Annotated in this window: 24 protein-coding genes; 13 read left to right on the forward strand and 11 right to left on the reverse strand. The window is 44.4% G+C overall.

Going from position 1 to position 26,788, the window contains the following annotated elements; genetic code table 11:
- The 3 genes from ACHUFM_RS04695 to ACHUFM_RS04705 all read right to left on the reverse strand — a co-directional run bounded on the left by ACHUFM_RS04695 (position 1) and on the right by ACHUFM_RS04705 (position 3,549).
- Entirely contained in the window at positions 1-939 is a 939-nt protein-coding gene (locus ACHUFM_RS04695; RefSeq protein ID WP_394180053.1) for an ABC transporter permease, read from the reverse strand.
- The gene (locus ACHUFM_RS04700) at positions 936-1,916 is read right to left on the reverse strand and encodes an ABC transporter permease (RefSeq protein ID WP_394180055.1); all 981 of its coding nucleotides are present in this window, start codon (positions 1,914-1,916) and stop codon (positions 936-938) included. The genes ACHUFM_RS04695 and ACHUFM_RS04700 overlap by 4 nt, the downstream gene beginning before the upstream one ends.
- A gap of 103 nt (positions 1,917-2,019) precedes the next feature.
- Positions 2,020-3,549: an ABC transporter substrate-binding protein gene (locus ACHUFM_RS04705; protein WP_394180057.1), complete on the reverse strand. Its 1,530-nt coding sequence runs from the start codon at positions 3,547-3,549 to the stop codon at positions 2,020-2,022.
- A 232-nt stretch (positions 3,550-3,781) separates the two neighbouring features.
- Between ACHUFM_RS04705 and ACHUFM_RS04710 the strand changes: the two genes are divergently transcribed.
- From ACHUFM_RS04710 to ACHUFM_RS04745, 8 genes are all read left to right on the forward strand, one after another.
- Positions 3,782-4,375: an acyl carrier protein phosphodiesterase gene (locus ACHUFM_RS04710; RefSeq protein ID WP_394180059.1), complete on the forward strand. Its 594-nt coding sequence runs from the start codon at positions 3,782-3,784 to the stop codon at positions 4,373-4,375.
- Positions 4,376-4,631: 256 nt separating this feature from the next.
- The gene (gene ylqF / locus ACHUFM_RS04715; protein ID WP_394180061.1) at positions 4,632-5,609 is read left to right on the forward strand and encodes a ribosome biogenesis GTPase YlqF; all 978 of its coding nucleotides are present in this window, start codon (positions 4,632-4,634) and stop codon (positions 5,607-5,609) included.
- 11 nt (positions 5,610-5,620) lie between these two features.
- Complete coding sequence (locus tag ACHUFM_RS04720; RefSeq protein WP_394180063.1) at positions 5,621-6,001, forward strand: YacL family protein; 381 nt, start codon at positions 5,621-5,623, stop codon at positions 5,999-6,001.
- A 68-nt stretch (positions 6,002-6,069) separates the two neighbouring features.
- On the forward strand, positions 6,070-6,672 hold the full coding sequence (locus tag ACHUFM_RS04725) for a hypothetical protein (protein ID WP_394180065.1): 603 nt from the start codon (positions 6,070-6,072) through the stop codon (positions 6,670-6,672).
- 110 nt (positions 6,673-6,782) lie between these two features.
- Complete coding sequence (locus ACHUFM_RS04730; protein WP_394180067.1) at positions 6,783-9,131, forward strand: fatty acid cis/trans isomerase; 2,349 nt, start codon at positions 6,783-6,785, stop codon at positions 9,129-9,131.
- A gap of 111 nt (positions 9,132-9,242) precedes the next feature.
- The gene (locus tag ACHUFM_RS04735) at positions 9,243-10,232 is read left to right on the forward strand and encodes an LLM class flavin-dependent oxidoreductase (protein WP_394180069.1); all 990 of its coding nucleotides are present in this window, start codon (positions 9,243-9,245) and stop codon (positions 10,230-10,232) included.
- Between the two features lie 277 nt (positions 10,233-10,509).
- Positions 10,510-11,796, forward strand: coding sequence for a hypothetical protein (locus tag ACHUFM_RS04740; protein ID WP_394180071.1), 1,287 nt, complete (start codon positions 10,510-10,512; stop codon positions 11,794-11,796).
- 108 nt (positions 11,797-11,904) lie between these two features.
- A complete protein-coding gene (locus ACHUFM_RS04745) occupies positions 11,905-12,123 on the forward strand; it encodes an LLM class oxidoreductase (protein WP_394180073.1) in 219 nt (72 codons plus the stop codon).
- 108 nt (positions 12,124-12,231) lie between these two features.
- Here the strand turns inward: ACHUFM_RS04745 and ACHUFM_RS04750 are convergent, their stop codons facing one another.
- The 6 genes from ACHUFM_RS04750 to ACHUFM_RS04775 form a co-directional block, all read right to left on the reverse strand.
- Positions 12,232-13,416, reverse strand: coding sequence for a DUF262 domain-containing protein (locus tag ACHUFM_RS04750; protein WP_394180075.1), 1,185 nt, complete (start codon positions 13,414-13,416; stop codon positions 12,232-12,234).
- A 1-nt stretch (position 13,417) separates the two neighbouring features.
- Positions 13,418-14,158 (reverse strand): FRG domain-containing protein, encoded by a 741-nt coding sequence (locus ACHUFM_RS04755; RefSeq protein ID WP_394180077.1) that lies wholly within the window; start codon positions 14,156-14,158, stop codon positions 13,418-13,420.
- 1,122 nt (positions 14,159-15,280) lie between these two features.
- Positions 15,281-16,318, reverse strand: a complete 1,038-nt coding sequence (locus ACHUFM_RS04760) for a hypothetical protein (protein WP_394180079.1) — start codon at positions 16,316-16,318, stop codon at positions 15,281-15,283.
- Between the two features lie 11 nt (positions 16,319-16,329).
- Positions 16,330-16,773: a hypothetical protein gene (locus ACHUFM_RS04765; protein WP_394180081.1), complete on the reverse strand. Its 444-nt coding sequence runs from the start codon at positions 16,771-16,773 to the stop codon at positions 16,330-16,332.
- Between the two features lie 999 nt (positions 16,774-17,772).
- Entirely contained in the window at positions 17,773-18,708 is a 936-nt protein-coding gene (locus ACHUFM_RS04770) for a lysophospholipid acyltransferase family protein (protein ID WP_394180082.1), read from the reverse strand.
- Complete coding sequence (locus ACHUFM_RS04775; RefSeq protein WP_394180084.1) at positions 18,701-19,411, reverse strand: 3-deoxy-D-manno-octulosonic acid kinase; 711 nt, start codon at positions 19,409-19,411, stop codon at positions 18,701-18,703. Before ACHUFM_RS04775 ends, ACHUFM_RS04770 begins: the two co-directional genes overlap by 8 nt.
- A 103-nt stretch (positions 19,412-19,514) precedes the next feature.
- On the opposite strand from ACHUFM_RS04775, the gene ACHUFM_RS04780 reads away from it, so the two are divergent.
- Positions 19,515-20,525: a glycosyltransferase family 9 protein gene (locus tag ACHUFM_RS04780; protein ID WP_394180086.1), complete on the forward strand. Its 1,011-nt coding sequence runs from the start codon at positions 19,515-19,517 to the stop codon at positions 20,523-20,525.
- Between the two features lie 7 nt (positions 20,526-20,532).
- Here the strand turns inward: ACHUFM_RS04780 and ACHUFM_RS04785 are convergent, their stop codons facing one another.
- Complete coding sequence (locus ACHUFM_RS04785; RefSeq protein ID WP_394180088.1) at positions 20,533-21,489, reverse strand: methylenetetrahydrofolate reductase; 957 nt, start codon at positions 21,487-21,489, stop codon at positions 20,533-20,535.
- Between the two features lie 166 nt (positions 21,490-21,655).
- Here ACHUFM_RS04785 and ACHUFM_RS04790 point away from each other — a divergent pair, with 166 nt between their 5' ends.
- From ACHUFM_RS04790 to ppnP, 4 genes are all read left to right on the forward strand, one after another.
- Positions 21,656-22,189 (forward strand): DUF1285 domain-containing protein, encoded by a 534-nt coding sequence (locus ACHUFM_RS04790; RefSeq protein ID WP_394180090.1) that lies wholly within the window; start codon positions 21,656-21,658, stop codon positions 22,187-22,189.
- Between the two features lie 86 nt (positions 22,190-22,275).
- A complete protein-coding gene (locus tag ACHUFM_RS04795; protein ID WP_394180092.1) occupies positions 22,276-23,613 on the forward strand; it encodes a DEAD/DEAH box helicase in 1,338 nt (445 codons plus the stop codon).
- Positions 23,614-23,715: 102 nt separating this feature from the next.
- Entirely contained in the window at positions 23,716-24,612 is an 897-nt protein-coding gene (gene gcvA / locus ACHUFM_RS04800; RefSeq protein ID WP_394180330.1) for a transcriptional regulator GcvA, read from the forward strand.
- Positions 24,613-24,660: 48 nt separating this feature from the next.
- Positions 24,661-24,951 carry a pyrimidine/purine nucleoside phosphorylase gene (gene ppnP, locus ACHUFM_RS04805; protein ID WP_394180094.1) on the forward strand — a complete coding sequence of 97 codons (291 nt, stop codon included), beginning with the start codon at positions 24,661-24,663 and terminating at the stop codon, positions 24,949-24,951.
- 101 nt (positions 24,952-25,052) lie between these two features.
- Here ppnP and ACHUFM_RS04810 read toward each other — a convergent pair whose 3' ends face one another.
- The gene (locus ACHUFM_RS04810) at positions 25,053-26,741 is read right to left on the reverse strand and encodes a lytic transglycosylase (protein WP_394180096.1); all 1,689 of its coding nucleotides are present in this window, start codon (positions 26,739-26,741) and stop codon (positions 25,053-25,055) included.
- Between the last annotated feature and the right edge of the window lie 47 nt (positions 26,742-26,788).

Below are 26,788 nucleotides of genomic sequence, written 5' to 3' on the forward strand. Positions count from 1 at the left end.
TCAGTCTTTGTAAGCCCTTGGGTTGAGGTGGTCATGTAACCAATCACCCAGTAAGTTCATAGCCAGTATTAAAATGATCAGGGTGATACTCGGAATCACACAGATCCACCAAGAGCCCGCAAACATGTAAGAGACGCCTTCTGAAATAAGAGAGCCTAAAGAGGGTTCGGTTGAAGGCATGCCCAACCCTAAGAAAGACAAAGCGGCTTCGGCCACAATGGCATTGGCAATTTGAACAGTAAAAATGGCCAAGACAGGAGACAGAGTATTAGGCAAAATATGACGAAACATGATGCGCTTCTGACTGATACCCATCACTCGCGCGGCATCCACATATTCTTTTTGTTTTTCAGCCAGTACTGAGGCACGAATGGTTCGGGCAAACAATGGCCATTCGGTGAGACCTATGACCAAAATTAGCACCAGCATGGCCAGTTGTTGATACATGGCGACGCCGAAAATGGACTGAAAAACCGCTAAGAAAACAATGGCCACCATCATATTGGAGAAAGACAGCTGGATGTCGGCACAGCGCATCAAGAAGTTATCGACTCGTCCCCCTAAATAGCCTGCCATCAAACCAATGCATATGCCGATACCGGCTTGCAAAATAACCGCGCAAATACCAATGGTAAGTGACAGTCTGGTGCCATATAAGATGATCGATAAGAGGTCTCGACCTTGGCCATCTGTACCCAGTAAAAAGCGATAGTCGTGAGTGGTCCAGCTTGGCGCAATTTCAGCATTCAATAGATCCATAAAAGCAGGATCATCAACATCAAACGGTGCAACCAAAGGGGCCAATAAAGCCACTAGACAGTAAAATAAAAAGATAAATAAGGCCAGCATGGCCAGCTTATCGCCAGCAAAACCACTGAGCATATGACGCCAGCGACTGCCAGGAATGGGGGGCGTTAAATCGGCTTTAATGTGTTTCATAAGCCATGACTCGCTAAGCGAACCGTTGGGTTAACCAAACCATAGATCAGATCTACGAAGGTATTCATGACCACAAACATACCGCCGACCACCATCAAGTAGGCTGAAATTAAGGGGGTGTCGACTCGGCTTACGGCATCCATAAACAGAAACCCCATGCCGGGCCATTGGAAGATGGTTTCGGTCAGAATGGTGTAAGCCACTAAAGTACCTGCTTGAATACCGCCAATGGTAATAATCGGCAGCATGGTGTTTTTCAGGGCATGAAAAAAATAAATGCGCGGTGCCGATAGGCCTTTCGACCAAGCAAAGCGAATGTACTCGGATTGCAGTACTTCGCTCATTTCAGAGCGAATCAACCGGACAAAAATCGGAATCAAGGCAATCGCTAAAGACAGACTGGGTAACAGTAAATGACTGAGACCATCCTTAGTAAATAAGCCACTTTTCCAAACCCCAAATAAGAGGGTCGTTTCTCCGCGGCCAAAGCTTGGAGCAAGATTCCACTGAATGGAAAAGACATACACCATAAAGATGGCAATGATAAAAATTGGGATGGACAGACCAATTGAACTGACCAACATAATCAAACGCGAAACAAGGTGTTTAGGATGGATTGCGGTGATGATACCAAAGGGCGTTGCGATGCATATCACCAGTAAAATAGCACAAAAAGCCAGCTCGAATGTGGCAGGTAATTTATTCAGAATGACATCAATAGTAGGTTCTTTATAGTAGTAGGAAGTACCGAAATCCCCAGTTAATGCATTTTTAGCAAACCGGGTGTACTGGGTAATAAAGCCGTCATTGAGCCCCAACTCGTCTCTTAGTTGCTCACGTACCTCAGTGGTCGTTGTCATACCGACCATTTGTCTAACCGGATCGCCTAATTTGTCTTGGATGGCAAAGCTAATCAAGCTAATGACAATCAAGACAAAACAGGCTTGTATTAAACGGCGTAGTAAAAACGCTAACATGGATTAGATGAATTCTCCGCAGATGACTGTGCCGTTGGGCAATACAAAATAGTGCAAGACGAAATAGCGCAAGACGAAATAGCGCATGCAGTATGAGAACATATTATTCTTCAATGATCAGGTCTCCAATATAAGGGTAGTTTCGGTCATTAATGACATCGAGTATTTTGACCTTATCTTTTGCTGCCCACGTTAAAAATTGCCAATAAAGAGGGACGACGGCGGCCTCTTGATAAAGTGTTTTTTCAATGCCCTGTAATAAGCGTAAACGTCTTTCGGGATTGAGCTCTTGATTGGCTTGGCGAATATCGTCTGTGATACTTGGGTTGCAATACGCACTGGCATTATAAGCGCCAAGGCCTGTTTTGGCATCCGTACATGCAATAATAAACTCAAATAAATTGTTGGAGTCCATGGTGTCAGACTGCCAACCCAGCATCATCATGTCGGCACTTCGGTCATCGAACTCTTTAAAATACTGGGCTTTTGGAAGGGTTTTTAAATCGGCTTTGATGTTGATTTTAGCCAGCATGGCGGTGACGGCTTGAGCGACTTTTTCATCATTAGTATAGCGGTTGTTCGGTGCCATCATACTGATTCGAAAGCCTTGTTCGTAACCGGCCTCTTTCATTAGCTGGCGTGCTTTTTGAAGATCGTATTCTGGCTGTAGGTCTGCGACATGGCCAAGAAAGCGGTTAGGACTGAGCTGGCCTGCTGGGGTGGCATAACCGCGTAAAATCTTATCGACGATTAATGATTGATTAATCGCAAGGTTAATGGCTTTACGCACTCGCACATCCCTAAATTCTTTGCGCCTTGTCTGATTCATATGCAACAGCAAGATGCGAGTGCTGGGCATGGTGACCAGTTGAATGCCCGTTGTCTGTTGGGTACGCTGGATGTCGATGGGGGAGATGGGGAAGATGAAATCCACATCGCCAGACAATAAGGCTGCCAAGCGCGTTGCATCGGTATGAATGGGCGTGGAAATCAATGTGTCGACATTACCAGGTGATGCTGTGTCCCAATAATGTGGGTTGCGCGTAAATTCCATTCGCGACCCTAACTCACGCTTTTTTAAAATGAAGGGACCAGTACCCGATACATGACGTGAAGCAAAGGTTTCGCCGTACTTTACAATTTCATCTTTGCCCTGATAAAAGGCTTTATCCATTGGAAACACGTAGGTCATGATGTTGAGTATGAGCGGATTGGGTTTGGCGCTAGTGACATCAAACGTATAGTCATCAATGATTTTGGTGGATTGAATGGTGTCAAACATGGCTCGAAAATCAGCCGAATGCTTTAGTCGGTTAATGGTGTAGACCACGTCGGCCGAAGTAAATGGGTTGCCAGAATGGAAGTTTACCCCTTGGCGTAAGAAAAAACGCGTCGTTGAGGGCGTCATGGTCTGCCAATGCGTTGCTAATCTTGCTTCAAAGGTGCCGTTTTGTTGCCATCTTAACAGTGGGTCAAATGCTAAATGGGAGAACTGCAATGTCCCTTCAGATAATTGTTCATGTGGGTCGAGGGAAATAGGGTCGGCGTCAAACGCCATTCTAAGAGTGGCAGATAAGGTGTGACTACTGAAGAGAATGCTTAAGCAAGCAACTATAATAACCGTTGGTTTCATTCTTATATGGTCTCTTTTGTGATGCCTTTGAAAGCGATGCTTCCTCCTTCTATTGACGTATGTTGTCTCGTGAAGGTGTCTGTTTGGTCTGAATGTTGGCGTTTAATTATTAGAATTTGACCATATAGACAAGAGAGTATTCTGACAAAAATGACGAAAAAAAGACAGGACGAGATCGACTTATGACGCATTTAGACAAGTTTACTTGTCTGCCAACTGGGAGAAAAGTGATATGAATTACTTTGCTCACCTGCATATCGCCAGTCTGACGAACACGTCATGGGCCGGCAATTTGTTGGGGGATTTCCCTGTGGTTGCTTCTCAACTAGATGAAGACTTATATCGAGGTTGGCGTTTGCATCAAATGGTGGACGTGATGGTCGATGAGCATTCTGCTAGTTTGGCCTTTCGAGTCATGCCTCGGCTGGGCAGACGACGTTTTGCAGGCATAGTGCAAGACATCGCAATGGATTATTGGTTGATACAGTACTGGTCAACCTTTAGTGATGAGCCGTTACCCTCATTTTGTCAGCGAGCGGTTAACGGCTTGGTGGAAGATAAATCCAGAACGCCAGAGCGTTTAACGCGCATGATTGAGTCCCTGGAGCAACATAATTGGTTAGCGAATTTAGGTCAGCTTGATGGGGTTGAGAAGGCGATTCATTCCATCATGAGACGTTGGCGACATGGTCATCACTTGCAAGGGTTTGTGGATGAGTTACCGCAAGTGATTGAACAGGCTGAACAGCCGTTTCTTGAGTTGTATCCGGATTTACTGGATTTTGTTGCCCAGCAAATGAAAAAAGCCGAGGTTACACACACATAACCTCGGCAGAATGAGCCTTAAATGGCTCGATCGAGAGAACAGCCATCAAAATACAATGCGTCAGGTGCAGAAGCCGTAACGCTCATTTAGATGACGTTTGCAGTATAGGCGTAATTGTTGATTAAGGGTGTTGACCTAGGTCAGGCTCTTGCTCATTGAGGCGGTAATCAGATTATTGAGGAATGTGTCATTCTTAGTGTGAACTTGTGCTAGAATCCGCAGCCAGCAAGAAACAGACAAAGAAAGGGGAATCAGGTTGGGCGTTCAGTGGTATCCAGGACACATGAACAAGGCGCGTCGAGAAATCGAAGAGGTGATGACGCAAGTTGACATAGTGATCGAAGTATTGGATGCGCGCATCCCAGACTCCAGTCAAAATCCTATGCTTAATACCCTTCGTGGCGATGTGCCTGTACTGCGTTTATTGAATAAAAAAGATTTAGCGGATAAAGCCCGTTTAGATTTATGGCTGGCTCATTGGCGCGGTAGTGAAACGATTTTAGCGCACCCATTTTCCACATTAGACAAAAGTGATGTGGCTAAAATTAGTCAATGGGTTAAGCAAATGGTGCCTCATCGAGGTTCCGCGGAAAAGCCCATTCGAGCCATGATTGCCGGTATTCCTAATGTGGGTAAATCCAGTTTAATGAATGCTTTGTTAGGGCGTCGTGTAGCGAAAGTGGGTGATGAGCCTGCGGTGACGAAAGCCCAACAAAAGTTAAAAGTAACAGAAGGCTTTCAGCTGTTAGACACCCCAGGCATCTTGTGGCCTAAAATTGAAAACCCAGATGCCAGCTATCGTTTGGCGGTCACAGGCGCGGTGCGAGACACAGCGATTGATTATGAAGATGTGGCCTTGGCCGGGTTGAAATTTTTTATTGCCGATTATCTGGATGCGTTGACAACCCGTTACAAGCTTAAAGACGTCCCAAGCGACGCCTATGAAACCTTAAAAGTGATTGGTTCAAAGCGAGGGGCTTTGCGTTCAGGTGGCAAGGTAGACATGCATAAGGCCGCGGAAGTGTTTCTGAACGACGTACGTACTGGGGCAATCGGCCCATACGTAATGGAAACCCCCGAAATGATCGCCCATGAAGAACGTTTAGTGGAAGAAGCGAAAGCAAAAAAAGAAGCAGAGCGTTTAGCGCGTTTAGCGGCCGCTGTGCCACAGCGTCAGCAAGCGAATAATCAAGAATACAGAAGACAGCAGCAACAACATGAAGACAAAGAGTGAGGTTCAAGGCCATGGATTATGAAATAGCCTTTGATCAAGAAGAAAGCAATTACCGTATTTTTACAGGTTATGAATTCGCTGCGATCGGTGAATGGGTAAGCGAATATGTGCGTGAACTGGAGATGATTCAGCGTGTGCTTATGGCGGCTCGCTTAGCCGAGACAGAAAAGGAAACCACTGAATTTTCTCATGGTCCGTTTCGTGTTGTGATCAGTGAAGAAGGCGTTAATGTGGCCAGACAGGTGGATCTAAACGCGGCGGAAGAAGAGATCAAAGCCATGTTTGATTCGCAAGACAGCTTCTATCAAACCTCAACCGATGGTATTCAGGCCGAATGCGGTTTGGAAGACTTGGTAGAAATGATAGAAAACTGGCATGACGTGCTGCAATAGTTGTTCCACGCGCTGGCTAGGTTTACACTAATAGGTGTTTGAATTTTACGTATTTTTAGGGAGCCGATATGCTCATTGAGTTGGAAAAAGCCCGTACTCGAAAAAATGTAGTGCGCATTTTTCGTGAAGAACTGGATGGCCCAGACAGCTGGTCAGACGGTTTTGTCGTGGATGCCAATGAAGAAATGGTTTTGCTCCAGCTAGTAGATGACAGTGTGCGTCTCAATGGTTATCAAATTCTGTTTTTAGAAGACATAAGTGACTTCGCTCATCCGGCTCCTTTTAACGATTTTCAAAAACGTGTCTTAGCCCTTCGTGAAGAAGAGGTAGTGGATCCTGAAGTGGATTTAGACGACTTGGCGGTATTGCTGATGGACATCAGCGAAGAATATGGCCTGGTTACCTTACACCGTGAAGAAGTTGAACCGGACAGTTGTGAGATTGGCCGCGTCATTCGTGCCGATGCGGTGACTTATGAATTGGAAGAAATCGGTTCCGATGCCCGTTGGTTTGATGACAGCTTTGAATACGATTTATATGACATCACTCGTATTGAATTTGGTGGTGCTTACGAAGAAGCTTTGCTCATGGCCAACGAAGACATGGGGGAAGATTCTTATGAATTATCAGATGACTACCCTGATGATAATCGAACTGAAGATGAGCAATAAATAATAGATTGACCATAAAAAAACGCCAGAAATGGCGTTTTTTTTATGAGGTGTTATTAAGAACCTCAAACTCTGTTTAGAAGACCAAGTAAAGAAAGGAATTAAGGATTATGTCTCGATGGCTGATGGTGTTGCTGAGTTTAATTGTTGTGACAGGCTGTGCGGCGTATGCAACGCAACAATTGGATTCCGTGTTTGGTTCCGCCACGCCAGAGAATCGAGCGCAAACTGTTTCCAGTCAAGAAGCCGAATTTTACCAGCAGCAAGTGAAACCCATTTTAGATTCACGCTGTGTTTCCTGCCATGCTTGTTATGATGCCCCTTGCCAACTTAAGTTAACGGCCTCCGAAGGTATTGAGCGTGGTGGATCAAAAGATTTGGTCTATGATGGTACGCGTTTACTTGCCGCCACGCCGTCACGCTTATTCATTGATGGTAAAACCACAGATGAATGGCGTCAGAAAGGCTTTCACCCCGTACTCAACGAACGAGGTCAATCGCCAGCGGCGAATTTAGAAGGCAGTTTGTTGTATCGGGCCATTGCTTTGCGTAAGCAGCAAGGCGACTTTACCCAGCCAGTATTAGATGAGGATTATGACTTTAGTCTTGCACGTGATCAGCAATGTGTGAGTATCGAGGAATACGACCAGTTTGAGCAGGATTACCCGAAGTGGGGAATGCCTTATGGCTTACCGCAATTAACGGATGCGGAATACGATGTACTAAGTCGTTGGTTGGCAAGCGGTGGCAAAATGCCAGCGCCCACGCCGATTACGCAAGCATTACAGCAGCAGGTTGATCTTTGGGAAGGTCGTCTAAATGGCGATAGCCTAAAAGACCAGCTGGTGGCGCGATATATTTATGAACATTTGTACCTTTACTCAATGTATTTGGACGATGGCGAGGCGTTTCGTTTTCGTCTAGTGCGTTCTAGTACCCCGCCAGGTGAGCCGATAGATCGCATTGCTACCCGTCGTCCATACGATGATCCGGGGGTGAAACGAGTTTACTATCGTTTCTGGTCAGACCCAGAAGTGAAGGTGCAAAAAAACCACATCCCGATGCGTTTAGACGAAGCACGTTATGCCCGTTGGCAATCCTTCTTCTATAGTATGGATTATCAAGTTACCGCCTTACCTAGCTATGAGCCCGAAGTGGCCACCAACCCTTTTAAGGCGTTTCGAGACATTCCACCTTACGCTCGCTATCGTTTCTTGCTGGATCATGCCCAGAAAACCATCATGGCCTTTATCAAAGGGCCAGTGTGTCGTGGTCAGGTGGCGGTAAATGTCATCAACGAACAGTTCTGGGTGTATTTCCTTGACCCTGAAATCGCCTACAACAAAAGCTCAGCTGACTTCTTAGAAAACCAAGTGGAAGACTTAGACATGCCTGCGGTGGAATCCAGTAATACTTTATCCATTGGCTCTTGGGTAATGTTTTCCGAACAGCAAAAATCCTATTTGTCAGCCAAAGCCAAGTTGATGCGAAAAGAAGTCAATAATCGTATCTCGTTGGATTTGGATTTAATCTGGGACGGTGATGGTAGCAACCAAAATGCCGCTTTGACCATTTTCCGTCACTTCGATAACGCGTCGGTAGTGCGTGGTATGGTGGGGCAGCATCCTAAGACGGCTTGGGTCATAGATTATCCCTTGTTAGAGCGTATTCACTATTTGCTGGTGGCGGGGTTTGATGTGTATGGCAATGTGGGTCACCAATTGGTCACCCGTTTGTATATGGATTTCTTGCGCATGGAAGGGGAAATGAACTTCCTTATGTTGCTACCAAAAGAAGACCGAGAGCGTATTCGTCAATACTGGTATCGAGATGCCAACCAGATTATCAAAGACTACATTTTCAGTGATTACATCAAGGTTGGGATTCAGTCTAGCGTTAAATACAGCAGTTCGGATCGCCAAGCAGAACTTTATGAGATGCTGCGCACTAAATTGAGCGACATTTTGGATCAGAGTTATGATCTTCAGCAAAGTCAGCTGGCTTCGGACGATGTAACGGCATTATTGTCATTACAGCAAGTGCAAGGTGGTGGTATCCAGTATTTGCCCAATGTGGTTACCGTCTTGGTGACGCGCCAAGGCGAACCGCTTGAGGTACTGAGTGTGATTCACAATAAAGCCCACGCCAATATTTCCAGTTTGTTGGATGAAGAATCGACCCGTTTACCGCAAGAAGACGGTGTGACCATAGTGAAAGGCGTATTGGGGGATTACCCAAATGTGCTGATGCAAGTGGAAGCGTCGGAATTACAAAGTTGGGCAGCGCAAATTACCGCGATGCAAACTCGACAAGATTACCTAGAATTACTGAACGGTTTTGGTATTCGTCGTACCCATCCAAATTTCTGGTCAGTCAGTGACGCTATCGCACGCTTAAACAAACAAGATCGACCTAGAGAAAGTGGTATTCTGGACTTCAACCGTTTGGAAAATCGTTAAGCAAGGCGCTTATTAAATGGGTTTCAGTATTTGCTGCATGATTGATGACTTGTAACTGAGCGGCTCAGGGCCAACTATCAGGGTATTGTTTACATTCTTTGAGTAGGTTTTATGATTCCTTTCTCCATTCTCGATCTTGCGCCCGTTGCCGATGGCTTTTCGGTCGCAGATTCACTAAAAATGAGCGTCAAAATGGCGCAAACAGCGGAAGCTTTGGGCTACAAGCGCTTTTGGCTCGCTGAACACCACGGCATGGCTGGCGTCGCCAGTTCCGCCACCTCCGTGGTGCTGTCGCACCTTGGCGCACACACAAAAGACATTCGCCTTGGATCTGGTGGCGTCATGCTGCCTAATCACTCTCCCTTAGTGATAGCGGAACAGTTCGGCACCTTAGCGGAACTTTATCCGCAGCGTATCGATTTGGGCTTAGGGCGAGCACCTGGTACCGACATGATGACGGCGCGTGCTTTGCGTCGTAACATGGATGCAGGCGTGGATTCTTACCCTGACGATGTTCAAGAGCTGCAAGGTTATCTCAGTAACCAAGAGAAGAGCATTCGTGCCGTGCCAGGCTTTGGTACACAAGTGCCGATCTGGATGCTGGGCTCCAGCTTGTACAGTGCTCAAGTCGCCGCGCAATTTGGTTTACCTTATTCTTTTGCATCTCACTTTGCGCCTGACCAACTACACCAAGCCTTGACCACTTATCGACGTCATTTTAAAGCCGCCGAAGAGGGCGATCAGCCTTACGCTATGGCGGGTGTCATGGCGGTGGTGGCCGACACAGACGAAGAAGCACAATACCTGTTTACCTCAGCGCAACAGCAATTTGTTAACTTGCGCCGTGATCGAAATCGTCCGTTCCCGCGGCCAGTGGATTCCATGGACGGCATTTGGTCCGCGTCTGAAAAACACATGGTAGAGCACATGCTGCAATACGCTGTGGTGGGATCAAAAGCCTCCGTGGCCTTTCAATTAGAGCGCTTTATTGAGTCTACAGGGATAGATGAACTCATCATTTCCATGCCGATTCACGATGCTGACGCGAGACTTAAGTCCTTAACTCTGATGGCGGAAGTGAGAGACGAGATGGTGGGGTAGAGGGCGTTAGAGAGGCTACACAATAAAGGCCATTCATTTCAATAGCCCTGTGTCCAAAAGCCTTTTTGGTAATAAGCGTGTATAAAAGGGTCAGAGTGAATTTTTTAATTTTACTCTGACCCTTTTATTTTTATTATCTTTAGACTAAATTGTTGTCATATGCCTTCCAAACCTAAAGTGCATCCATTTTATAAGAGCTTATTATTACCTCTATATCTGTTGTGTTTACACTGCATATAAAATAAATATCTAATGTTATGATGAATTGAGGAGAATAATGGTGAAACTAAGTTCTGTACTAACCAAGCTTGTTATAATGTTATTTGTATTATCTATTGGTGGCTGTGCTAGCAGGTTATTAACCACCAATGAAACACAAGGCCTCAAAGAAGAATTCGCTAACTTAGTTGATTACAAGAAAATTAAAGTTTTTAACAAAAATGCTCAAAATAACGAAGTTTTCAAAAAAGAATTACAAACACTTCAATTAAACAATCCTTCTTTGACAAAAAAATCTTTGATCGATCGTCCTTTTGTTATTAATGATGACATTTACTATCCCGATGGTCAGTATTTAAAAGATTTTAAAATAGCAGGTGATTTTGTTGATTGGGGTGATTTTGTTCATGAGGTTTGTCATGTCGTTTCATATCACAAAAAACTTACCTCAAAAAAACATGATAACAAGCCCTATAATTGGAAGCTTGGGTTGTTAGAACAGGTTACTGTTGATCAAACTGAGCTATATAGAATCCCTGGACCTTCCCAATTGCCGAGTAATGCAAAGCTTTCAGACTATTATTTTGAACAACAATGCGAATTTTTTAGATCTTACGCAATGTATAAAAACAACCCAGCCTTCCAGCCTTATAAAAAAATGATTGATGAGGCCTTTGTAAAGGTAGCGATGGCAAAAAATCAAGTTGATCTGGATAGTGAATTAAATATTCAAGAAAATAACACATTACAAAATGGAAATTGGTCAATCGCTCCTGGAGAAGATCGCATTTCGCTTGTAGCAAGAACACGTATCAGCGAACCTGAAACTTCCTATCTTTTTAAAATAAGTTCGACGTCTCTTGATGTATTAGATGCCACTTTTAAGTTTATTGTGGATAAAAAAAGGTATATCCACCCTTACAGAGAAGGGAGTGAGATATTTATTGAAGGGAAAAGTATCGATATTGTGATTGATTCTCCGGGGGAAATACATGAGGGAAAATGGTCTATAGTTGATACGGTGCAATCAAACTCGATTACAACCAAAACTATTATCCTTCCCGCCAAGTATCCAAATGCTAATGTGGCTGTGTTTACTAAGCCACGGGATTTTGTTGTAACAGTTGGTGGGGGAAGCATTAAGCATGACTGTCAAAAAACAGTGAAAGTTGGTTTTAATATTGATGGTGCTGATGTGATTAACGGACAAAATAAAATTCTTTTTCTGGGAGTAGGCAGTAGTATGCTTGGGAAAGGGAAAAGTATAACAGCTGCTGTTATTTCTAGTGGGTGCCCAGCTAACTTTGAAGTCAGGATTGCAACTAAAATAGCCAAGCCAATATAAGCTTTTTATTATTTTATAGCATAGAATTAAGATGAAGTGGATTGTAAGTTATATTTAATTTTACTCTGACCCTAATTGTTTCTAATTGTTTCGCGGCCAGTGGATTCCATGGAAAGCATTTGGTCCGCGCCTGAAAAACACATGGTAGAGCACATGCTGCAATACGCCATAGTGGGATCAAAAGCCTCAGTAGCGTTTCAGCTAGAGCGCTTCATTGAGTCCACAGGCATAGACGAACTCATTATCTCTATGCCGATTCACGATGCTGATGCGAGGCTGAAGTCCTTAACTCTGATGGCGGAAGTGAGAGAAGGGTTGGCGGGGTAGAGGGGGATGGGTCAGAGTAAGGAGTATTTAATTTTACTCTGACCCTAACGCCCCACTCACCGGAATATCGGGAGCGGAGCGAGTGACATTTCCGTGTGCAGTGGTTTGTTATACCTGAAATTCAAAAGCATCAACAAATTTTTGAACTTCAATTGGGTTTGTAGTTGAAGCATTATAATCCGGGTCTTCCAAATAAGAATCATTTAGTTTTTCCGAAAGTAAATCCAGAAATCTTCCTATGTTTTCATCACTACAGAACGATAAAAAATCAACATCTTCTATATTTAGTTTTCTAAACAGTCCTGCCAGTATCATTGAAATTGAAACTTGAAACTTGTTACCCCTTTTTGAAACTCCATATATTTCTTTTGAAAAAGGAAACTCAGTATGCCTAGCTATTGACTTAATAAAATCATTAAACTTAGAAAATTGATCAAACGTTTTTTTTGTTAAAGCATCTAGATCATCATGTTCCGTCATTTCTAACCTTGACTTTTTCTCCATATAATACTCAGCATATTGAGGTGATTTATAGATTTTCTTAGGTTTTCCATCTTTATCTAGGACCTCTTGACTGACCCCATCTTCAATAATACTTAGAATAACAAACACATTCTCCTGACAAGTTTTCTTTTGATACCTATCCTTGGAAATTGCGTATGCTTTTGAAAGTGGATCTTTTGGATGATCCATCAACTCTTTACAGAATTTATTAACAAACTCATTAACTTTTGAATCGTATACAGCGTGTCTAATATCTTGAGGCGTAAGAGGTTTCGTACCCTTGTTATATCTGTTAAATATTTCCAGTTCAAAATCTTTACCGGGAAAGTCTCTAAAGGTAATTGTTGAAATATCCCTACTTTGAAGCGTATTTATATCATCAACATCAAGATCGTCGAAAAACATATTGTTTTTATTACTTTCAATGCTTAGGTCTGTAAGCTTAAATGAGTTTGAAAAGAAACGGTGGAATGCTCTTAGCCTATGCTGGCCATCAACAACATTTAGTACCTGAACACCTTTGTATTTAAAACTTGCCAAGAATATTGGTGGAATTGGAATTCCAATTAACGCAGATTCTATCAGTGAGCTTTCATCTGAAACACTTGAGCGATATTCTCTCTGATAATCAGGGGAAATTATTATTGCATCATTAAATTTTACGATTTGTTGTTTTGTTAATTCATCTTCTTTTAGCTCTTGAAGCTCATACCCTAGCTGAACTCGCTCAAATACTGTCTGCCAAGTTAAACCTATCGTAGTAGGGTTTATTTTAAAGTCATGACTCATTTTATTTATCCTCCCGCACTAGATCTGCGATATCTTGCTGCATCAATATATCCTTTGCTACTGAGGTTAGCTCTGGGTAAATATGGGTAAAACTGATCCCCATCGAATACAGAGATGCCAGCAATTCCTTCTTGCTCTCACCCTTGATGATAAGCTTTCGTAAAATTGAATCATCAAGGCTACTTTCTAGAGGTTTGTCATCGTCTTGAAATATAACAAAAAGGCCTTTTTGCGCATTCACTCTCGAATTAATTTTCCTGCCCTGAACAACAAATGGGCCATCATGTCCTTCACTACTTACAACAGTGTCACCAGATATGTTGATAATTTGCGATTGTTGTATTGATTTATTGTTCAATGCCGAGGGATTCAAGAAATAGACTACCGCATCATCATCACTTTCATCTTGAAATGATTTTTCAACTGCAAAAAGTAATGAAATAACATGTGACGTTGTAAAATCCATCAATTTCGTTGGTATTCCGTAATGCTGAGCATATAGCATCCACTCTATCTCATTTTTAACATCCCAAGGGGTATGCATGTATTGGTAGGAGTTTATTTTGAACTGATCTAAGAAATTTCTTATTACACGCTTACTATATTTTCTATTTTTCGATTCATCTAGGCGCAATGCACTTGGTAAGAGAGAATAGTCTTTGGACTGCCCTCTAGAAAGTGAAAACTCACTAGGTAACTCCTCAACATAGCTCATATATTCACTAAGCTTACTTATTTTCATTATCTATCCATTTATATTGATGCTTATTACTTCGCTTATATAGGTATAACATTTTTAATAGTGCGCATGCGCGTTTAGACAACTCAAAGACTTTGTTGATACCTTTGTAAATATCTGAAACTTAATGATTTTATGAAGATATTCACAAAAATTAACACTGGAAAAACGAGCCTGCGCGTTTACATATTTATCCACAGCGCGTTATTTCTGCTGTAGATATTCTTATCCATTGATACTAAAAGACTTTTTATTTTTCCGCCAGCGCAAACGCGCAATACTGTGATTGTTTTTTAGGCAAAGCGAGCCAATCATTGGCAACCTCAGAAATAAACTTTATCAAAGTATAGTTTTTGATGATTGCTCACAAGGTTTGTCTGATGGTGTTGCGCTTATCAAATCTACATATCGCTGTTTAAGGCGAGTAACTTTGAGGCTGTTGGACTAACCCCATCCTAACCTTGTATCTATCTTCCCCTTGAAAACATAAGGGAAAGGGACACGAGATTTGGTTTGGTTGTAGATGGTTTTGTCTGATGGCGCCGCGCTTATCAGGCCTGCATACTGTTGTTGGTGATGAATTCGTTTGAGGTTGCTGGACTAACCCCATCCTAGCCTTCCCCTTGAAAACATAAGGGGAAGGGACACGAGATTTGGTTTGGCTGAAACGCTTTTAAACGTAAAAAGAGGTAATGAGCAACTCAACCTTTGTCAGTTCGACGCGATCCTGATTGCGCGACCTTATGGTCTTCCCAAGTCAGTAACCGAAGACCTTTCTCCACCCATAATAACAGCTCAACACCTTACAATAGTGAACCCTGAGCAAAAATAGGAAGCCTTCGAAAGCAATGAGCCCTTATGATTCTGAAAAAGATTTTTTGGTTACTTTTGCATCGTTTGGCAAAAGTTACCCGCTCAGCAGAGCGGAAAAATGCTCCCCAATTAAAGCTAATAAGAGGAATCCAGAACAACCTAAGGAACAATGAATTTGAGGTTGCTGGATTAACCCCATCCTAACCTTCCCCTTAAAAAGGGGAAGGAACATGAGGTTTGGTTTGGTTGTAAATGGTTTTGTCTGATTGAGTGTATCTGATGGTGCTGCGTTGATCTGCCCTCTTAATATTCCTAATTTACGTTCATGTTTAGACCGATCTGTTGCTGCGGGCGCTGCGCATAAAACTCATTTGCCCGTAGCTGTGCCGCCGCCATTCTTTCTCTTGCCTCCTGAGCATTGAAAGATTTGACGGTAAAGATACAGCAGTCATCGGGTCTAGCACCTATTTCTGTAATATAACCTCGTTGTTGGTCTGGTTGACTATGGGGCTGATCCGTCCTGAAAAGTTGGTCGTAGGCGATGGCTCGATTTTGGGTAGTTGTTTCTGGATTAAACACTGCCACCATATTATTGCCGAAAGTCAGCAAGTTGACCGCAGCGGTACCAGCTTGTGCCGCCCACTGAGTTTCATCGAAGCGGCCGATAAAGCTTTGATGCTGGAAACCTTCGACATTATTGTCTTCGCTGGGTTGAATTTCGAGGCAAAACTCATGGCCATGGATTTGAACTTGTACGAACAGATGTTCTTGGTTGTTAGTTAAACCATCAAGATAGTTTTTCAAATGATTTGCACCGCTGCCTTGAATATACCCGTTTGATTCTGCGGCGGCAGCTTTGTCTTGACCGTTGTTTTTGCTTGTTGCATATACTTGATGTGCCTGCCATAACTGGGTAGAGGCATCGTTGCCGAGAAAAATTTTGCGATAGTTGGTGGCCGTTTGTCCGCACGCATCGTTTGGGCTTTGTCGCATGAGAGTGCGAAGCGCCGATGCCAATGGAAGCGTTAGCTCGGCATGTCCTGTCAGTATCTGCCTATATAGGTGGCCATTGGGATGCTGAGGATCAGGAGTGTCCAATACAGCGGTACCTTGCTGTGCGAGCAAGAGTGCGATATTTTGCGGTACCCAAGCGAATATATCGCGGATATTTTGAGCGGAAAGACCACCAAAACCAAGCGTGTTTTGCAATGTCATCATTTGGTTCATGCCGTGAGTGCTTCTCTCGGCGGCGGCTGCGTCATCGGTAGTATCAAATTGTAAGGCATAGGAGATGGAGCGCCGCATCATTTTATCGCCGCTACGCAGTGCGTGAAGAATCGAATTTGCCATCGTCGGTTTCCTTATTGAATTTCGCCATTGTTGAAGTAGTAGATCTCCAGTGTTGCTCCGTTGTCTTTGATCTGGTTGATGAAAGATTCTCTTAACCGGTCCAACATCCATTGCGTTTGAGCATTATTCGACAGAGTTTTCAACCCCATCTCTGGCCGCAGTATACGTCTTATCCAGCCGTTGCTCTGATAATTTTCAAACAGATAAAGCTGGCCTTTTGGGCCTATTTGTCCTACGCCGAAATCGAGATATTTATGAGGAGGAAGGCCTGTTCTGTTCGGTATTCCACCCCCCATGGCCTGTACTAACTGGGCTCGGCTGGCACCATTCCAACCAATGTTGTCATGTTGCAAAGGTCCAAGGACGGGCACGGGTAATTGATCTTGCAACCAAGCATTTTGAATATCTTCAATTTCCTGATTGGTAATGTTTTGCAGAACAAAGTGACCTGACATAGATGGCTCCTGTGTCGTCAAAAGCGTTATTTTTTATTAAACATTTACGTGAATTGAGTTGAGAGTGTATCGGTTTGACATCTTGATGGACTTGGGGGTATCTAGGGTTTATTGCTATAAAACGATGTTGTCAGTATTTATGTACAATAAGCTGTGGTAATTGCAGTGTCACAGGTGTTGGCGACATACTTGATCACTACAGACCAAGCTCATGCAAGGCTTCCCCTTGAAGACATAAGGGGAAGGGGCATGAGATTTGGTTTGGTTGTAAATGGTTTTGTTTGATGGCGCTGCGCTTATCAGGCCTAGAGATTGTTGTTTGTGATGAGCTGATTTGAGGTTGCTGGACTAACCCCATCCTAACCTTCCCCTTAAAAAGGGGAAGGGACAAGAAATTTGGTTTGGCTGAAATGCTTTTAAACGTAAAAAGAGGTAATGAGCAACTCAACCCTTGTCAGTTCGACGCGATCCTGATTGCGCGACCTTACGGGCTTCCCAAGTCAGTAACCGAAGACCTTTCTCCAACCATAATAACAGCTCAACACCTTACAATAGTGAACCCTGAGCAAAAATAGGAAACCTTCGAAAGCAATGAGCCCTTATGATTCTGAAAAAGATTTTTTGGTAACTTTTGCATCGTTTGGCAAAAGTTACCCGCTCAGCAGAGCGGAAAAATGCTCCCTAAACAAAGCCAATAAGAGGAATCCTGAATAGCCTAAGGAACAGTGAATTTGAGGTTGCTGGATTAACCCCATCCTAGCCTTCCCCTTGAAAAGGGGAAGGAACAAGAGATTTGGTTTGGCTGTATGTGGTTTTGTCTGAGGGCGGCTTATCAGGCCTGCTTACTGTTGTTTGTGATGAGTTCGTTTGAGGTTGCTGGATTAACCCCATCCTAGCCTTCCCCTTGAAAAGGGGAAGGGACACGAGATTTGGTTTGGCTGCCCTTGAAAAGGGGAAGGGACGCGAGATTTTATCAGGTGTACATAGTTATAAAACAATTCACCGCTTTTTAATCTTATAAGGTGAAGGGTCCTGCCGGTTCTTCTGCGTTTTAAACCGTCGGTGTGACCAGAAGTATTGCTCTGGCTTAGGTTCTATTTGTTTCTCTATTAACGAGTTGAGTAGGGTGGCATCCGCTACTTCGTCGCCACTTGGGTAGTTTTCCACTTCTTGTAATGACAGGAAGTAGCCATTTTGGGTGCGTCCGTAGTCGTACATGAGTATGGTGGCACCGGTAGATTTTGCCAAGCGGCTGATGTGGGAGATGGTGGCGCATTCGCGGCCATAGAAGGGCGCAAAGACGGAGTTTTTGCGTCCGTAGTCTTGGTCAACGGCGAACCAGACGGCTTTGTTGTCTTTTAATGAGCGAAAGATTTCTTTGGTGTTTTTGCGTTCAATGGTTTTGCTGAAAACCGCTTTGCGTTGACGCTCCATCACCCAGTTCATGACAGGGTTTCTTTGTAGCTTGTAAATAGGGTGGACATCGATAAAACGTGCCATCTGGGTGCCGCACAAGTCAATAGAGGAAAAGTGTGCGCCCACTATGATGGTGCCTTTGCCTTTTGCAACGGCTCTGTTTACTACGTCTTGGTCATTAAACGTGACTTTTTGTGCGGTTTTTTCTGGATTGCGAAACCAAGCGGTGAACATTTCAAACACGCCAATGGCCATGCTTTCAAAGTGGGCTTTGGCGAGTGTTTCTCGGTCGTCTGTTGGCAGGTCAGGGAAACAGATCTGCAAGTTTGTGTGGCAAATTTCCTTTCGACGACTGCTCAGTGCATAGTGTAGTTTGCCAAGGCATGTACCCAAGGCTTTTTGTATTGTCCAAGGAAGGAGGCTTAATGAATAGGCGACGCCCATGCCCAGCCAAGTCGGCCAATGTTGTGGGGCAATAAAGTGTTTGATGCTTTGGTTTAATGTGGTTTTTTTAGCCATGGTATCCTGCCAACAGCGCCGTCCATTGTGCGTCTGTTACTGTAAATTCGGGGTATTTGGTCGCTTCTTTGTCGAATGATCGCTTTAGTCGGTCAAGATTGCTTTGCATCCAACTTTGGTCGAGCTTTCTCTGGCGGCATTTGTCAAAGTCAATCAGCCAGACTTTGCTGGCGTTGTCTATCATGATGTTGTGACAGTTTAAGTCTGAATGAAAGATGCCAGCTTTATGGAATTGGGCAATAACCCGACCTATTTCTTTCCAGTCTAGTTGATCATTTTGTTGCTGCTTAATCAGGTCAAATAAATCTGTCGCGCCTTCTATTGTCTCAGTGAGTAATTCCGCTTGGTAAAAGCCTTTGTTTCGATGACAGATGGCGGCAATGGGGTTAGGAACGGGTAAGCCTTGATTGTACATGGTTTCGAGCAGGATCAGTTCTTGCCATGGGCGTGTACGCTGCAGTCCTGAAAACACGAAATGACGTTTGCTGAGTTTGGCAATCAAGCCGCCACGGCGATAGCGACGTAAAACAAATTTGCCGTATTGGCTATCGATAAACCACACATCGCCGCGGCCTGTTCCGGTTCCTTTCACGGCGTTTTGTTGTTGCCAGAAATCGGTATTAAACCAGTCTTGTGTGATGGGCAGTTGGGCGGCGCTCTGCATTAAGTAGCTATGAGCGTTCGTCTTAATCAGTTGTGGCATCTTGCTCGCTTAGGGTCATTCGTACTGTGTTCAGAAATTAGGACACTTTCCAGACTGGCTATTCTATAATACTTGCCGACGTTAAGCAGCCCTAGAGGAAGAGATGCAGCAAGATAAAATTCAACACCTAGCCGTGGTTCGTTTGTCAGCGCTAGGTGACGTTTGTCATGCCATGGCCGTGGTGCAGGCGATTATGAAGCAACACCCTGAGGTGCAGGTGACTTGGATAACCTCACCGCTGGAAGCCAATTTAGTGCGTTTATTGCCTGGGGTAGACGTCAAGGTATACAACAAAAAGACGGGGTTTAAAGGCATTTGGGCCTTGCGTAAAGCACTGGCTGGGCAGCAGTTTGATGCATTATTGCATTTACAATGGTCGTTGCGCGCCAGTTTACTGACACTGGCGGTGAAAGCCAAACGTCGTATTGGTTTTGCTTTGTCTCATTCTCGTGAAAAACAACATTGGTTTGTCAATGAATTGGCCCCTGAGCCACAGGGTGAGCATGTATTGGATTCGTTTCTTTCCATTGCCAGTGTGTTGGGTGTGACTACACCCAGTTTGCCCTGTGAGTTGACCTTGCCGGCTCATGAATTTGATCTGCCTGAACACTATGTGGTGATCAATCCTGCGGCATCTACTGCTGTGCGTAATTGGACCTTTGAGGGCTATAAAGCGTTGCTGTTGCATCTGTTAGCCAAGGGCAAGGTTCCTGTGTTGACGGGCGGGCCTGCTGACAATGAGCGAGAATTGGCGGACAAATTGGTCGCGCAAACGTCTTCTGAGGTGATCAACTTGGTGGGTAAAACGCCTTTGAATGCCATGTTGTCTGTGCTGAAAGGGGCACAATTTGTGATCAGTCCAGATACGGGGCCTGCGCACATGGCGACGTTGGTTGGTACGCCGGTATTGGGTTTATATGCTCATTCTAATCCTCAGCGCACCGGGCCTTACCGAGACTTGGACAAGGTGATCAGTGTGTATGAAGAGGGCATTGCGAAAGAATACGATAAACCTTTGGCAGAATTGCCTTGGTCGACTCGAGTGCATGACCCTGAGGCCATGCAGTCAATTGGTATCGAACGAGTATTGCAGCAAGTCGATTTGCTGATTTAGTAACTTATTAGTTAAGCCCTTGTTCGGCCAGTTTCAGATCCAAAGTGGCTTTTAGTAGGCGATACAGTTGTATAGAGGCGTCGATCTCTTCCTTACGGTTGGTCAAACTTTCAATGTTTAGACCCAGAGGTACGCCAAGCGGTAATGCCACTTCAATAATTTGCTCTAAGGCATTGCGGCAAATTTTAATGGATTCATCTAACGGTGTTTCCGAGTCCAAAATGCGATGTTTGGTGGCTTCTGGCACGGAGATGCCAAGCCATTCCATGAACTCTAGGGTTTTAGCGCTACCACAAGGCGTGAAAGTCAAAATAATGCGTTTAGGCGTGTTGCCTTCTTCTCTGCAAGTACGGGCATAGCGACTGATTAGGTCGGCTGTTGCTTGTGGGTTGTAGACGGCTTGCGAAATGAAAAAATCACAACCTGCGTTGGCTTTCTTGCTTAAGCGAAGGTGTTCGTCGCCTTTTTTCGCATGGCGCTCTGCGATGGTGACACCACCTAGGTTAAAGCCATGCTCGGAGGCGGCTAAGGTTTTGTAGGCTTCTGGTAAGGGCAGTTTGATGACGCCCTCAGAAGAGGGGGAGCCTACCAAGACGAGGTCACGAATACCGTAATCTTCCCACGCTTCGGTTAACCAGCCAGAAAAGGCTTCGGCGCTGCGTGAAGAAACGGACTTGTAAGTGACAACCGGTTTGTCTGAGGCCAGATGAAGACGTTTTGACCAAGCTCTTGGGTCGTGAGTTTCCATGAAAGGGAATGGGCGTGGCTTATCGATGCGACTGGTCTCGTCTTGGATGTCATAGACAATCAAGCCGTCTACATCAATGTCGGCTAATCGGTTTAGCAATTTAGCGCTGATTTCTTGTAGTTGCTCTTCTTGCACAGAGGATTTCGGTGGTGTCGTACCGATAAAATAGACGCCTCTGCTTGCGTCCTGAAACTTTCTTGCCAATTCCGATTTCATAATGTCACACTCTTATTCTGTGAGGCGGGGTTTAGGCCTCTACCTTGATTCAATAAGGTTATTCTATCAGTGAATGATTTTCACGGCTTCCATATGAAATTGAATAATATTGAAGTTAAAGTGAGGTGGGCTAATTTGTTGGCCCCATTATGAGGGGATTGTGGTCATGATTGACTTAAAACAGTTGCCGGATAACAAGGGTTTACCACCGGTACACCAATGGCAGCCGGATTTTTGTGGTGATATGGACATGTTGATTAAGGCTAATGGTGATTGGATTCATGAGGGTGGGAAAATTCATCGTCCAGCGATGGTGAAAATGTTCAGTCGGATTTTATGGCAAGAAGCGGGGGAACATTTTTTGGTGACCCCTGTGGAGAAGGTACGTATTCAAGTTGAGGACGCGCCTTTTCTGGTCACTCAGTGGCGTCGTATTGAAACGACAGCAGGGTGGGCTTATGAGTTTACCACTTCCACAGAGGATGTGCTGGTGTTAGGTGAAAACACAGACCTTTGGTTGGCAGACTTTCATGGTGAGCAGCGGCCTTACCTTGGTATGCGATATGGTATGAAGGCCTTAATGGGGCGCTCGGTATTTTATCATCTGATGGAATGTTTGGAGCCTGTCACCGTCGGAGAAGAAAGTGGCCTAGGCTTGATCAGTGCCGGGAAATCTTATCTATTAATGCAAGATGAATAAGGTATTTTTCTTTGTCTGAGTTATAATCACGACAATTCAGAAATTGACCCATTAGGGGTTATCTAGCAGACGTATTGAGGTGTTTTTTGTTATTCGAAGATTTTGGTTTTGATAATCGTATTTTAAAGTCCATTGGTCACCTTGGTTTTGATGAGGCGACGGAAATTCAAGCACGTGCGATTCCTGAAGCCATGGCTGGTCGTGATTTATTGGCCTCTTCGAAAACCGGTTCTGGTAAGACGTTAGCTTATATTTTGCCTGCCTTGCACCGAGTATACAAAAAGAAAGCCTTGTCGCGTCGTGATCCTCGTGTGGTTATTCTGGTGCCGACGCGAGAATTGGCCAAGCAAGTTTTTGGGCAGTTACGTTTGCTATTAGCGGGCAGCCGTTTAACGTCTGTGCTGATTTTGGGGGGGGAAAACTTCAATGATCAGCATAAGTCATTACAAAAAGATCCGCATTTCATTGTGGCGACGCCGGGGCGATTAGTTGACCATTTGAAACAGCGCCATGTGTATCTGGAAGGCTTGGAATTATTGATCCTTGATGAAGCGGATCGCATGCTGGATTTAGGCTTTGCGGATGCGATGAGAGCGATTAACAATGCGGCTAGTCATCGTCAGCGCCAGACCTTGTTCTTCTCGGCAACGTTGGATAATACTGATGTCAATGAGATGGCCGCGGAATTGCTAAAAGAGCCTTCTCGTGTGGCGATTGGTCAAGGTTACGATGAACACAAAGACATCGAGCAGCACGTGTTATTGTGTGATCATTTGGATCATAAGCAAGCTTTGCTGAAACACTTATTGTCAGAACAAAGCATCAAGCAAGCCATTATTTTTACGGCAACCAAGGCCGATACTGTGCGCTTAGCTGAGTTGGTTGCTGAATGGGGAATGACCACACAGGCATTGAATGGCGATTTGTCGCAAAGCGCGCGTAATAAGACCATGGAGAGTTTTGCTAAAGGTCAATTTAACGTCTTAGTCAGTACGGATTTGGCTTCCCGTGGTTTAGACATTGCCAGTGTGTCGCATGTCTTTAACTTCGATTTACCAAAACAAGCGGAAGAGTTTGTTCACCGTACGGGCCGTACGGGTCGAGCTGGCTTTAAGGGCGATGCGTATTCTTTGGTTGGGCCAAAAGATTGGTTGAATTTTAAAGCGATTGAAGCCTTCCTACAAAAAACCTTTTCACTTGAAAGCGTGGAAGGTCTGGAAGCGAAGTTTAAAGGCTTAGTGCCACCCAAACCCAAGAAGACCAATGCGACAGTTAAAAAGGATTCTAAAGCGCCTCGTAAAGCGTCTCAAAAGAAAAAGTCAGCGCCCGCGAAGAGGCGTTTTCATGAAGACCGTCAAGATGGTTTTGAGGCCTTTAAGTTGCCTGTGAAGCGAACGAAATCGCCGTTGTCCGATGAAGAGTAAATGATAACGAATGTTATTTATAATGAATCAAAAAAATCGCATGATATTGATCTAACGGTGATCTATATTCACATTACGAATTGATTCTATGGAGAAGAGCTTATTAATCGTTTACCCCCATTAAATTCATTAAGGTGTTTTGAATCGGCTGCTCGTCATGGCAGCTTTAATAAAGCGGCCAAGGAGTTGTCCGTTACACCTTCTGCGATTAGTCACCAAATTAAAGGCCTTGAAGGCTTTTTAGGGATTGAATTATTCCGTCGGACTAAGCGCAAAGTTATTTTAACGGAAGCTGGGGAGTCTTATCTAAAACCCATCAAGAGCATTTTTGAGCAACTAGAAAGTGCTACATCCGAATTAAAGAGCCAGCAGAAATCTGGTTCCTTGAGATTGGCGGTGGCACCGGCTTTCTTGACGCGTTGGTTAATGCCGAGAATGGAAAGCTTTCAAGAAAGCTATCCAGACATTGAAATTGAGATCAGTTCTTCAACGGGATTGGTGGATTTTTCAGCGAATGACATTGATATGGCGGTGTATTTTGGTAGTGGTGAATGGGAAGGCATTGAAGCTCATTATTTACGCCCTTCAAGATTGGCACCGGTTTGTAATCCGCGCTTGATTAAGCCTGATCGTCCGATTAACAAACCAGATGACATGCGTTTTTATCCTTTGTTACACGTGACAAAACGAAAAGACGAATGGAATGATTGGCTTAAACAGCACGATCTAGACCCAAATCAATTCCGCCGGGGGTTGATGTTTTCCAGTGGTTCTTTAACGGCAGGTGCGGCGGCTCAAGGCTTAGGTATTTCTTTGTCCGATCCTGAATTGGTGATGCCGGAAATTGTCGATGGTACTTTGCGGGTCTTGTTTGATCAGCATTTAATAACCGATAAAGCCTTTTATTTAGTGTATGAAAAACGACGTTCTGTGACCCCAGCCATGTTGGCGTTTAAGGAATGGATTATCGAAAAAATGGTGGTTGAGGATGAAGGCTAAAGCCAGAACCTTTTCAGTTATTTTAGTATGTTGAAATGAGAGAAAGATATGAGTAAGGCGTTAACGGTAAACAGTTATTTTGACGATCAAGTGAAATCAATTGCCTTGGATAATGCGGAAGGTATGTCTACAGTTGGTGTGATGCAAATTGGTGAGTACGAGTTTGGCACTAGCCAGCGTGAGTACATGACGGTTGTGTCGGGGAGTTTGACGGTAAAGTTACCAGGTGAGTCGGATTGGCAAACCTTTACCAAAAACCAAACCTTTATCGTCGAAGCCAATCAAAGCTTTGGTGTTAAAGTGACAGAAGTCACTGCTTATCATTGTCGCTACGAATAAAAGTTAAGCCTAATAAAGGTCGCAAAAAAAGGCTGATTCCGAATGGAATCAGCCTTTTTTAATAGTAATGTCGACGCTCAGTTTAGTGGCTGTCGTTGCGACTAGTTACCAGCCACCACATTGATCATCAGAGTAACGCGGTCACCCGGTTGGACGTATTTTTTGCTGCCCACTCTAGGGTTCCAGTCGCGAATGTCATTCACGGAGACTTTGAACTTATTTGCTACTTTCGCTAAGGAGTCACCTGAGCGAATGGTATAGACCACTTTTTTCATGACGCTGCGTTGCGCCGTTTGAGATTTTTTAGGTTCTAACCAAACTACCAGTTTTTTACCTGGCATGAGTGGGTCGCCTAAGCCCATACCATTCCAACGTGCTAAGGTTTTGCTGGTGGTGCCGTACTTGTTGGCTATCAGCCACAAGCTATCACCTGAATTCACCGTGTAGTTGATTTTGATTTTGTTACGATTAGGCGCTCTGGATTGCTTAGCAAGCAAGCGTTGGTGAGAGCTTAAGGTGTAACTTTCAATGTCATTACCCGCCACTGGAATCATCAACTCTTGACCAACTCGAATCAACGACGATGAAATTTTGTTAACGCTCTGTAGAACGTTCACTGTGGTGTTGTGTTGTTTTGCCACAAGCAACAAATTGTCGCCTGCTTTCACTGTATAACGAACCCAGGTGACACGTTCTTTATTTGGTATTTCGGCCAGTTTGGTGCGGAAGTTTTTTGCTTTGCTCACTGGAATTAATAGGCGATGAGGGCCATCTGGTGACGTTGCCCATTGGTTGAAGCCTGGGTTAAGCAAATACACTTCATCAATGCTGATGTCTGCCATTTGGGCCGCTTGCGCAAGGTCAAGCTGACCACCTATATTGACGACATCAAAGTAAGGCTTGTTAGGAATAAAGTACGTTTCATAATTGTACTTTTCCGGATGTTTGATGATTTTGGCTAGGGCAATCAGCTTTGGTACGTAAGCACGTGTTTCTCGTGGCAGATCCAAAGACCAGAAGTCGGTAGGTTTGCCTGCGCGTTTGTTCTTACGAATTGCACGCATTACCGTACCTTCGCCAGAATTGTAAGAGGCTAGGGCATGTAGCCAGTTGCCATCAAACATTTTGTGTAGACGAGTTAGGTAAGCAATGGCGGCCTGGGTGGAGCCAATGATGTCACGACGTCCGTCATACCACCAAGTTTGGTCCAAGCCATACATTTGACCGGTTGATGGAATAAATTGCCACGGGCCGGAAGCGCGTCCATGACTGTAACCAAATGGGTCAAAGCCACTTTCAACAATCGGCAGTAGGGCAATTTCGGTTGGAATGCCTGCTTTTTCTAACTCATCGACAATGTAGTACAAATAGCGCTCGCCTCGTTTAGACACTCGATCTAAATAGCGAGGGTGTGAGCTGTACCAACGAAGCTGTGAAGACAGACGTGGGCGGTCGATGTCTAAATTCAGCTGATAGCCAGCTCGAACGCGGTCCCAAATATCTTCTGGTTCTTTCGGCTCATTCGCCACAATGACAATGTCATCGGCTTCTTCTACTTCGATAATGTCATCGTCTGTCGCAGCGGCGAGCTCTTCTGTTGTTGCTTCATCGACATTTACTGTCGGAACCGTATCTATGATGCCGATGTGTTCGGGACTGGCTTCAACCACTTGTGCTTCTTCTGTGGTTTCAAGGTCGTCAGATGCGTTGCTTGTTTCGACCTTAGAGACCGTTTGGCACGCCGTTAGGAGTAGGCTTGTTAAACAAACCCATAATAATTTATATGTCATGAAGGGTCACAAAATTGAGTAAAGTTTGGCCATTTTATCGAGCTGAA

This window comes from Marinomonas posidonica, from assembly GCF_043643765.1.
GTDB lineage: Bacteria > Pseudomonadota > Gammaproteobacteria > Pseudomonadales > Marinomonadaceae > Marinomonas > Marinomonas posidonica_A.

What these genes read in the sequence shown, in the direction of transcription:
- ACHUFM_RS04695 (WP_394180053.1), bottom strand. Translation starts at nt 939, where the DNA reads ATGAAACACATTAAAGCCGATTTAACGCCCCCCATTCCTGGCAGTCGC.
- ACHUFM_RS04700 (WP_394180055.1), bottom strand. Translation starts at nt 1,916, where the DNA reads ATGTTAGCGTTTTTACTACGCCGTTTAATACAAGCCTGTTTTGTCTTG.
- ACHUFM_RS04705 (WP_394180057.1), bottom strand. Translation starts at nt 3,549, where the DNA reads ATGAAACCAACGGTTATTATAGTTGCTTGCTTAAGCATTCTCTTCAGT.
- ACHUFM_RS04710 (WP_394180059.1), top strand. Translation starts at nt 3,782, where the DNA reads ATGAATTACTTTGCTCACCTGCATATCGCCAGTCTGACGAACACGTCA.
- ACHUFM_RS04720 (WP_394180063.1), top strand. Translation starts at nt 5,621, where the DNA reads ATGGATTATGAAATAGCCTTTGATCAAGAAGAAAGCAATTACCGTATT.
- ACHUFM_RS04725 (WP_394180065.1), top strand. Translation starts at nt 6,070, where the DNA reads ATGCTCATTGAGTTGGAAAAAGCCCGTACTCGAAAAAATGTAGTGCGC.
- ACHUFM_RS04730 (WP_394180067.1), top strand. Translation starts at nt 6,783, where the DNA reads ATGTCTCGATGGCTGATGGTGTTGCTGAGTTTAATTGTTGTGACAGGC.
- ACHUFM_RS04735 (WP_394180069.1), top strand. Translation starts at nt 9,243, where the DNA reads ATGATTCCTTTCTCCATTCTCGATCTTGCGCCCGTTGCCGATGGCTTT.
- ACHUFM_RS04740 (WP_394180071.1), top strand. Translation starts at nt 10,510, where the DNA reads ATGGTGAAACTAAGTTCTGTACTAACCAAGCTTGTTATAATGTTATTT.
- ACHUFM_RS04745 (WP_394180073.1), top strand. Translation starts at nt 11,905, where the DNA reads ATGGAAAGCATTTGGTCCGCGCCTGAAAAACACATGGTAGAGCACATG.
- ACHUFM_RS04750 (WP_394180075.1), bottom strand. Translation starts at nt 13,416, where the DNA reads ATGAGTCATGACTTTAAAATAAACCCTACTACGATAGGTTTAACTTGG.
- ACHUFM_RS04755 (WP_394180077.1), bottom strand. Translation starts at nt 14,158, where the DNA reads ATGAAAATAAGTAAGCTTAGTGAATATATGAGCTATGTTGAGGAGTTA.
- ACHUFM_RS04760 (WP_394180079.1), bottom strand. Translation starts at nt 16,318, where the DNA reads ATGGCAAATTCGATTCTTCACGCACTGCGTAGCGGCGATAAAATGATG.
- ACHUFM_RS04765 (WP_394180081.1), bottom strand. Translation starts at nt 16,773, where the DNA reads ATGTCAGGTCACTTTGTTCTGCAAAACATTACCAATCAGGAAATTGAA.
- ACHUFM_RS04770 (WP_394180082.1), bottom strand. Translation starts at nt 18,708, where the DNA reads ATGGCTAAAAAAACCACATTAAACCAAAGCATCAAACACTTTATTGCC.
- ACHUFM_RS04775 (WP_394180084.1), bottom strand. Translation starts at nt 19,411, where the DNA reads ATGCCACAACTGATTAAGACGAACGCTCATAGCTACTTAATGCAGAGC.
- ACHUFM_RS04780 (WP_394180086.1), top strand. Translation starts at nt 19,515, where the DNA reads ATGCAGCAAGATAAAATTCAACACCTAGCCGTGGTTCGTTTGTCAGCG.
- ACHUFM_RS04785 (WP_394180088.1), bottom strand. Translation starts at nt 21,489, where the DNA reads ATGAAATCGGAATTGGCAAGAAAGTTTCAGGACGCAAGCAGAGGCGTC.
- ACHUFM_RS04790 (WP_394180090.1), top strand. Translation starts at nt 21,656, where the DNA reads ATGATTGACTTAAAACAGTTGCCGGATAACAAGGGTTTACCACCGGTA.
- ppnP (WP_394180094.1), top strand. Translation starts at nt 24,661, where the DNA reads ATGAGTAAGGCGTTAACGGTAAACAGTTATTTTGACGATCAAGTGAAA.
- ACHUFM_RS04810 (WP_394180096.1), bottom strand. Translation starts at nt 26,741, where the DNA reads ATGACATATAAATTATTATGGGTTTGTTTAACAAGCCTACTCCTAACG.